Here is a 7975-nt window from a genome sequence, read left to right as displayed (position 1 = left end):
ACAAGAAGATTTGAGTTGCCAGCCATCTCGGCATAGTCGCCGGTGATCTTGCGAGCCAGTTTCAATCGGAAGATTGCAATGTTATCAGGGTCACGCCAGCCTGACATTCTCGGCGCTGCCAAGGTTGGCGGTGTCCTCGCAACCAGCCACTGGAGCGGCGTTGACCAGCCGGCCAATGAAGATCGCCGGTGTCAAGCTTTCGGAAGCCGGGACTTCATTTCGGTCGACCGATCTATGCGGCTCGGGCGATAAATTCGACCTGAATTCCAGCAACGTGCTATCCGCGCTTTTCCGCAATGGAAACTGGAGTGGCGGTTGGATCACTTGGCTCTGAGCGCAAGACGTGCAGGTCACGAGGTAGCATCAATCGCCGGCACGATTGCAACTCCTGTGAAAGCAAGAGCGCACGGGGTTGCCGCTGATCGTTGTAATATGTTAGGGGCAGCTTCCAAGCGGTGCGAAGGCGTTCCGCTCGCAGGCAGACCGCTTAAAAGAGAATATCGGACGAACGTGATACGTGGCCTCTTCAACCATCAACGCCTGCGGACGCTAATAGCCTCGGCAATGAGCCTTGTCGCCCTGATCTTCTTGCTTCGCGCGGTGGACTGGCAGGAGGCCATCCGCATTTTTCGCAGCGGAATATCCGTCATATCGCTCCTGTGGTTCATTCTTGTTACCTTCGGGATCGCTGTAGGTTATGCGGTGCGGTGGCGCCTGTTACTGGATGGAAAGATCGGCTACGGAACATCCCTCATGGCCTCCCTGCTCGGTCTGGGCGCCAACATGTTCCTTCCTGCGAGAGGCGGAGACCTCTTGCGTGTACATTACAGCCGAATTGTCGCGACTGTCCCCTACATGGACGCTCTTGGTAGACTTCTGATCGAAAAGATGGTCGACTTGGCGACGATCATTTCCGTCGGCCTATTTTCTTTGGTGTTACTGACCCATACACTGAATGCCGAATGCCGAAATCTTCTCCTGGTCATCATGATTGGTGCGATAGTTGGGATATTGCTTTCGGCAGTCCTGATAAGGAATTTCGGCGATCGGCTTGTTCCGATATTGCGGCCCGTCTTCGGTGTTCTGCGACTGCAAGATTTCTTTGACCGTCACGTTATTCATTTTATTCGAAATTCCGCACGAAGCTTATCTCTGTCCGTGACCATCGTTCCGGCCGTTCTCACGCTGGTTTTGTGGGTTTCGGCATACGCCTTTGCGTATATTTTCGTCGCCCGGTTCGTCGGGGTCGCGCTGAATTATCAAGAATCCTTGTTCGTGCTGTTTGCCGGCGGGTTGGGCCTGATGATCCCAGCTGCACCATCCGGCGTCGGTACCTTCCATGCATCCGTCGTTTCGGCATTCGTACTGCTAGGGCGTTCGCCGTCGGAGGGGTTGCTCCTGGCAACCGCCGTTCATTGTCTGTTTTTTGTGGTATACGTCGTGCCTGCAGCCCTCATCCTGGGACATTGGCGCCTGAGCCGCTTGGCGCCGAGATAACCCCATGAAAAATTATTTCTATTCTCTCGTGAGAAAGTACATTGGGCTGTTTGTCCTAGGCCAGAATTCTGTGGTCGAGATCGATCCAACGACTCCGCTTCTGGTTGCCAAATTTCCGCAGGGCAAGGTGGCGTTTCGTTCGGGAACGCAACCGACGGAAGCTGTGAACGAATTTGATCAGCATAGGGTCGTCAAGATCGAAGACGTCGCTGACAACAAACCTGATTACCTGATCATCAGCGGCCTCATTCACTACGAACGAGACATACAGAGTATGTTCGCTCAGGCACGTGCGTTGTGTTCGCAAGAGACACGGCTTGTCCTTACCTATTACAGCAGTATGTGGCGGCCGCTTGCAGCTCTCGCATCCAGGCTCGGTCTGCGTCGGCGGGTTCCTGAATCGAATTGGCTTGCCCATGAAGACGTCGAGAATCTTCTGACGCTCGAAGACTTCGAATTGATACGACTGGACCAGAAGGTCCTGATCCCGATTTACATCCCACTGGTCAGTGGCTTTGTTAACCGTTGCCTCGCTCCTCTTCCGCTTCTTCGAACTCTCTGCCTTCTCAACATCGCGATTGCGCGGCCGATCGGCGATGCCGCGTCGAAGACCGAGCTGTCGGTGTCAATTGTCGTTCCAGCGAGAAACGAGGCTGGAAATATCGAGGAAATTGTCAAACGCTTGCCGGTTATGGGGCCGGACGATGAACTCATTTTTGTCGAAGGCAATTCAACCGACGCGACGTGGAAGGCAATCCAAGAAACGCAAGAGCGTTATGGCGGCGAACGCACCATCCTGATTGCCCAGCAGGATGGCAAGGGTAAAGGCGACGCCGTCAGGAAGGGTTTTTCGCTAGCCACGAAGGATATCTTGATGATCCTCGACGCGGACATGACCGTTCCGCCCGAGGATTTGCCGAAATTCTACAATGCCCTCAAGGACGGGAAAGGCGAGTTCATCAACGGCACTCGCTTGGTCTATCCCATGGAAAAGGAGGCGATGCGCTTCTTCAATCTCCTGGGTAACAAGTTTTTCGCATTGGCCTTCTCTTTCGTTCTTGGCCAGAGATACAAAGACACCCTGTGCGGAACCAAGGTGATCAGCCGCTCCAATTACCTCAAGCTTCAGGCAAACAGATCCTACTTCGGTGATTTCGATCCCTTTGGTGATTTCGACCTCATCTTCGGCGCCGCGCGGATGGGCCTCAAGATCGTCGAGGTTCCGATCGGCTATCGCGAAAGACTCTACGGTGAAACGAACATCTCGCGTTGGCGCCACGGTGCCATACTGTTGGCCATGCTGGTTTTTGCCGCAAGACGTATAAAGTTTCTCTGACGATGGAAACCGAAAGCACTCTCTATGAGGCCGATCTTGCTCAGACGTTGGCAAATCGCGAGCGGCTAAGCGCAAATCCGAACCTGATGCACTGGTATGGTGAGCTCTACAAGGAGATGTTTCGACAGGAACCGGATATTGCCATGAATACCGTTCTGGAAATCGGGAGCGGCACGTCACCTCTCAAGCGCTTCCTGCCGAATGTCATCACCTCGGATGTGCTGAAGTTAGACTATTTGGACTTTGTCTTCGATTGCCATGAGATCGCGGGGTTGCCTGACATTGCGGACCATAGCGTCGACGTGATCACGATGACGAATGTCCTGCATCACCTGAAGGATCCCCTTGCGTTCCTCCGCGGGGCAACGCGCAAGCTCAAAAAGGGCGGCAGGGTGTATGTGACGGAACCTTATTTATCTTGGTTCTCCTACCCGATGTATAAACTTCTCCATCATGAGCCGGTGGATTTCAGTATCCGCCGCCCGGTTCTGGATACTGTTCAGGGTCCTCTTTCGACCTCAAACCAGGCGATGCCGCATATGATCTTCTTTCAGCGGCCGGACTGGCTCGCTGAGCTTGCAGATTGCTATGTCCTCGAGAAGACAAGGATCAGCTATTTCACCTCGCTCTCCTATATGGTGACAGGCGGGATATCGAGGACGTTTCCTGTGCCTGGTTGGGCCTATAAGCCTTACTTCAAGCTCGACAAGGCAATAGGCACCGCGCTGCCCAAGGTGTTCGCCTCATTCTTCACGGCTCGTCTCACGTCAAGGGAAGAAGTGTAGGGATGGTTTTGCTACGCCTCGCCGATTGGCTCTATCGATATTGCTATCCCCTTTATTACCCTCTCTATTCCGTATGGAAGGCAGTTTCAGAACGACGTGAGCGCGCCCTGATGCGTGAGATGATTTCGCCGGGCATGATCGTCGCCGATATCGGTGCAAATATCGGAATATATACTCGCCTGTTCTCCGATCTGACGGGAATGACCGGCCATGTGCATGCCTTCGAGCCGGCACCGGCGAACTTCGAAAAGCTCGAAGCGACGGTAACCGGCTTGTCGAATGTATCGCTGCAGCACGCCGCGGTAGGAGCGGCCAGCGGCACCACAAGGCTATATGTTTCGGCCGAGCTGAACGTTGATCACCGAACCTTTGATAGTGGCGACGGGCGAGCGAGTATCGACGTCCCGATGGTGAAGCTGGATGATTATTTTTCGCCAGGGCAGCGGGTCGATTTTATCAAAATCGATGTTCAGGGATATGAGTTGAGCGTTCTGCAGGGCGCCGAGCGGGTCCTGCGGGAGAATAGCGACATTAGGATATTTATGGAATTCTGGCCTTACGGCTTGTCGAAAGCGTCGGTGAACCCGTCCGAGCTCACCAGATTCCTAAAGATGCTGAATTTCGAGTTCCACAACATAGCGGATCCACCAGGCGCTGATTTCAATGACGAGAGCCTCGATCCGAGAAGCGCGAGCCAATATTGCAATCTGATCGTTGCAAGAAGAGCGCCCGCCGATCACAACATCAGTTAAAGGCGGCGTGCGGACGATGTTATCCACCAGCAACAAAATCCTGATCGCTCGTTATCTATCTAAGGCGGTCTTGTTCGTCCGAGGTTGCGTTGGTCTACCCGCAACCGTAATCGCGAAGCGCCGCGGAATAAGTTGGTCCCTAGACCTGAGAGACGGTGTTGATTTCGCGATCTACCTGTTAGGCGGATTCGAGGTCAGAACGCTCGACAGGTATAAAGAGCTGATAGGCGATGGAGACATAGTTCTCGATATCGGCGCCAATGTGGGTTCTCATACGCTGCCCCTGGCGCAATTGGTGGGCGGAGCCGGCAGGGTAATCTCCTTCGAGCCGACCGCTCATGCATTCGCGAAACAGCAAGCCAATATTGCGCTCAACCCGACGCTCGCCAAGCGAATCGACGCTCACCAGATGATGCTTATGGCAAGTGCGTCCGAAGCGATGCCCGAAGCAGTTTATTCAAGCTGGCCGCTAGAAGTTGCTGAAGATCTGCATAGCGAACACCACGGCCGTCTGATGTCGACACAGGGCGCGCGGCTCGGCACCCTGGACCAAACACTGCGGGACCTTGGAGTCGCCAAGGTTGATTTCATAAAGCTTGACGTCGACGGAAACGAGCTTGCGGTTCTACTCGGGGCAGCAGCGACCCTTAAAGAGTACCAGCCGCGGATAATGCTGGAATTGGCTCCCTATGTTTATGCTGATAACCCCGGAAACTTCGACAGATTGTTGACGCTTCTCTGGGAGGGCGGCTACGAAATTGCTGAAATGGCATCCGGCAGGAAGCTGCCTGAAGACGCCGACAAAGTACGCGCGATGATAGCGGAAGGTGGCGGTATGAATGTGCTGGTCAAAAGCAAGAGTACCAAGAGAAGATAGATAACTTACTTCGAAGGGTATCGGATGGACAGGAAAGCAATCCTGCTCCCTTTTCTCGTTAGGAAATGCGGCGATGGATGCGCAATTCAATGAATGCATGAAGGTAGCGAGAAAGCTTGTCGACCCGAGCTTCCTCGAATCGTTGAAACAGCCTCAACCGCGCGCGATTATCGTGGCGACCGCGATGATCTGGTTCCAGATAATTGTCTCTTGGGCGATCGCGCTCCTCGGCCCTTGGTGGCTCCTATGGCTGCCATTCCTGATTAACTCCGCGACAACGCAAGGCATGTTGCTTTGGGTTCACGAGGCGTCGCATTACCATCTCTTCTCCAGTCGTCGTAAAAACGATATCTGGTGCGACGTGTTCTTTGCTGCGCCTGTCGGGATGTCAGTCGGCGCGTATCGCCTGCGCCACATGAGCCACCATGCACATCTCGGTACAGAGAAGGATGAGGATGGTTACCCCTATCGCGAGCCGATCAAGGGCATCCGGGCGCTCGCGTGGGTGATGGTAAAGGCGCTGAGCGGTGGCATGGGCGTGTGGCTGGCGGCTGACAAATATGGTGGTTTGGCTCGTAAGAAGGCATCGGGGAACTCGCTGTCGCCTTCCTGGTTGGCGCCCATGGTGACGATCATCTTCAACAGCTTGCTGCTTGCGCTCTGCATTGCCACAGGCCAATGGTATCTTTACATTCTGTTATGGGGCTATCCGATCGCTGCCGTAGCAATCGCCCTGAATATCGTGCGCACCATTGCGGAGCATCAGCCCGAGGACTATCCACTTTACGAGGATGGACGGGAGCGGGCCATGATGCCGCTGGCCCGGACGACCGCGCCTAATTGGTTTGAGAAGTGGCTTATGTACCAGGCGAATTTCAACTACCACATCGAGCACCATCTTTTCCCGGCCATTCCGCAGCACAATCTCGCAAAACTCCATAAGCACCTCCTCGAAGGAGGATTCTACGAGCATTTTCCAGGGTGCCTGCAGCGCAGCGGTTTTGCAAAATTCATCCGCCTCTCGAGAAATCGCAGGAACGACGATTTCTCAGATTCGGTTCAAGATGCGCTGGCCCTCTAAAATCTAAGGTATTGAACGCGACACTATGAACTCTCAGGTGACACCTCATATAAGATCAACCCCTACAACGTGTAGCTGTTGCGGCGGTAAGAGCTCCACCGTTGTTGCCACAGGACGCGATTATATATATCACGGCAGCGAAGACTCCTTCACATATGCCCGATGCGATGGATGCGGTCATTTCTATCTCAATCCCAGACCTGACATCACTGAGCTGTCTTTGATGTATCCGGCCAACTATGGCACCTTCTCGAACAGATTTCAGGGCCGGGCAAACCTTCTTGGTAGAATAAAGACAATCGTTAATCGAAAGCGCCTGAAGAGGGTTGTCGCTTATCTCCCTTTGCGGGCAAGGGTGCTCGATGTGGGATGCGGCAACGGCGAACTTTTGATTGCACTTCGCCAAGCACGTCCGGATCTTGAACTTTTCGGTCTGGATTGGCATTTCCCGGTTGAAACGCGTGCCGCTCTGGAAAGAGATGAAATAGGTGTCATCGAGGCGCCGCTTGAGGCGGCGGAATTGCCGGAGCGGCCCTTTGATCTCATCATCATGCTCCAGCTCATAGAGCACCTTTGGGAACCGGAAGAGAGCTTGCGGCGTCTCGTCCGCGCGTTGGCGAAAGATGGTCGGTTATTGATCGAAACTCCCAATACCGACGGCTGGGATAGATTGCTATTTGCGGGCTGCGCGTGGGGCGGATACTATTTCCCGCGGCATTTAAACCTCTATAATTTTGACCGTTTGGCTGAACTCCTGCAAAGAGTGGAATTGACTGTTGAATCCCAACGCAGTCTTCCAGCCCCTTTGATCTGGATATACTCCCTTCAAGGGGCTGTGCAGGCGCGCTTCGGCTGGAAAAGCTCCTTAACAAAGCTTTTCGCTGTCAAAAACATCCCTTTGATTGCGGCTTTTGCCTTTCTTGATCTCGCCGCCATCGTGATGAGGTTTACAACGTCAAACCAACAAGCAATATCGAAGAAGGTATAGTCGTTAAAATTGTTTTGGCCTTTCGTGTGGACAGTGATGTCGATACCGAAGCCTGGGCCGCATCCTCGATGTCGTGGAGCGGCGATGATCCCGGTTCCCAGTGGCCGTCAGCGGCCGACGGCACGGTGGTGATTACGCCGGCGCAGCTCGGCTATCTGCTCGAAGGAATCGACTGGCGAATGCCGCAAAAACCTGGCATCCGAGCTCGGCTGGGTAGTGGAAATGGCTGGAAAGGTGGGAGCGAATATGATTCCATCTCGCCATGACAGATGCGGCCGATCAGCTTCCTGACGACCTTGCCAGCGCGCATGCGATGATCCCCGCCGAGCGCGCGGCGCGCCGTGAAGCTGAGGCCGTTGCTGCCCGAGCCCAGGCAGTGAACTCGCATTCGGATGCACGGATTGCCAGGGTGAGGCTGGAGATCGAGAAGCTCAAGCGCGACACTCATGGCAGCCGCTCGGAGCGCAAGGCGCGGCTCCTTGAGCAGATGGAATTGCAGCTCGAAGAGTTGGAGGCGGACGGTAACCGATGTTCCACCCCCACGTTGTCCTTCCGATCCTGATCTGTGATCGCCTATCCATCGACGAGCAACGGGAGTTTCTCCATGGAGAGTACATTGGAGCTTCTCACGACCAAGAAGCCTGGACGTGAGGTGCATC

Annotated in this window: 8 protein-coding genes and 1 pseudogene; all 9 read left to right on the top strand. The window is 54.4% G+C overall.

Annotation, left to right across the window (positions count from 1 at the left end):
- Positions 1-315: 315 nt before the first annotated feature.
- A complete protein-coding gene (locus AC13QO_RS29515; RefSeq protein WP_488542721.1) occupies positions 316-1497 on the top strand; it encodes a lysylphosphatidylglycerol synthase transmembrane domain-containing protein in 1182 nt (393 codons plus the stop codon).
- 4 nt (positions 1498-1501) lie between these two features.
- Entirely contained in the window at positions 1502-2833 is a 1332-nt protein-coding gene (locus AC13QO_RS29510) for a glycosyltransferase family 2 protein (protein WP_488542720.1), read from the top strand.
- A gap of 2 nt (positions 2834-2835) precedes the next feature.
- A complete protein-coding gene (locus tag AC13QO_RS29505) occupies positions 2836-3618 on the top strand; it encodes a class I SAM-dependent methyltransferase (RefSeq protein ID WP_488542719.1) in 783 nt (260 codons plus the stop codon).
- Between the two features lie 2 nt (positions 3619-3620).
- The gene (locus AC13QO_RS29500) at positions 3621-4370 is read left to right on the top strand and encodes an FkbM family methyltransferase (protein WP_488542718.1); all 750 of its coding nucleotides are present in this window, start codon (positions 3621-3623) and stop codon (positions 4368-4370) included.
- Positions 4371-4386: 16 nt separating this feature from the next.
- The gene (locus AC13QO_RS29495; RefSeq protein WP_488542717.1) at positions 4387-5247 is read left to right on the top strand and encodes an FkbM family methyltransferase; all 861 of its coding nucleotides are present in this window, start codon (positions 4387-4389) and stop codon (positions 5245-5247) included.
- Between the two features lie 73 nt (positions 5248-5320).
- Entirely contained in the window at positions 5321-6328 is a 1008-nt protein-coding gene (locus AC13QO_RS29490; protein ID WP_488542716.1) for a fatty acid desaturase family protein, read from the top strand.
- A 223-nt stretch (positions 6329-6551) separates the two neighbouring features.
- Positions 6552-7316, top strand: coding sequence for a class I SAM-dependent methyltransferase (locus AC13QO_RS29485; RefSeq protein WP_488542715.1), 765 nt, complete (start codon positions 6552-6554; stop codon positions 7314-7316).
- Between the two features lie 26 nt (positions 7317-7342).
- Complete coding sequence (locus tag AC13QO_RS29480) at positions 7343-7582, top strand: hypothetical protein (RefSeq protein WP_488542714.1); 240 nt, start codon at positions 7343-7345, stop codon at positions 7580-7582.
- Positions 7579-7833 (top strand): annotated as a pseudogene (locus AC13QO_RS29475) (IS66 family transposase); the annotation flags it as partial. The gene AC13QO_RS29480 and the pseudogene AC13QO_RS29475, both read left to right, overlap by 4 nt.
- Between the last annotated feature and the right edge of the window lie 142 nt (positions 7834-7975).

The sequence above is a fragment of the Rhizobium sp. CNPSo 3670 genome, from assembly GCF_057784555.1.
Note: the sequence above shows the minus strand (reverse complement) of the source record. Positions and strands in the feature narration are given on the sequence as shown.